Genomic DNA, 770 nt, shown 5'->3' with positions numbered 1-770 from the left:
CCGTCCGCGCGCGGCGTGGGGTCCAGGATCAGTTCGGGCTTCACGGCCGAGGCGATGTCGTCCTCCACGTGCGCGTCGCCGGTGAAGTAGAGCTGGCTGGTGAGCAGCTCGTGCCCGGGCGCGGAGACCTTCAGGTGCAGGTGCGCCGGGCGCCAGGCATGCCAGCCGGCCGCGGCGATCAGCTGCCCGCAGGCGCCGTCGGTGGGGATCTGGTACGGCGCCGGCTGCATGGTGTTGATCTGGTAGAAGCCGTCCGCGTCGGCGACCACGGTCCCGCGCAGGTTCCATTCCGGCAGTCCCGGCGCGTACTGGGAGTAGAAGCCGGCATCGTCCGCGTGCCAGATCTCCACATGTGCCCCGGCCAGCGGTTCGCCGTCGACGTTGGTGACCCGGCCCTGGAACAGCAGCGGGGTGCCGGCCTCGTCCTCCCGCATCGGCAGCGTCGCCGGGGACTGCAGCTGCGGCGCGTCGGGCACGTAGTAGGGTCCCTCGATCGAGCCCTTGGAGCCCTCGCGGTGCTCATTGGCCACCTGCTCCACCGAATGCTCCACCCACACGTCCAGGAACAGCGGCCATTCGCCGTCCTCGCCGACCTTGATCAGCCAGGCCTTGAACGCGTTGTATTCGTCGTAGGTGACCTTCTCCTCCAGCACCGTGTCGTTCACCGCCTTGACCAGGCGGGACGCGAGCAGGTTGACCCGCTCCTGGCTGACGCCGGCGGCAAACTGCTTGTGCTCGCGGAACCGCTCGGTGGCCCGGCTTCCGGAGGC

The 770-nt window shown here is 69.7% G+C and carries 1 protein-coding gene; it reads right to left on the bottom strand.

The window, feature by feature from the left end; translation table 11 throughout:
* Nucleotides 1-770, bottom strand: a 770-nt coding sequence (gene catA / locus LVY72_RS24125; RefSeq protein WP_237827474.1) for a catechol 1,2-dioxygenase, incomplete at both ends; no start/stop codon positions are given.

It is taken from the genome of Arthrobacter hankyongi, assembly GCF_022012395.1.
In the GTDB taxonomy this organism is placed as follows: Bacteria; Actinomycetota; Actinomycetes; order Actinomycetales; family Micrococcaceae; genus Crystallibacter; species Crystallibacter hankyongi.
Note: the sequence above shows the minus strand (reverse complement) of the source record. Positions and strands in the feature narration are given on the sequence as shown.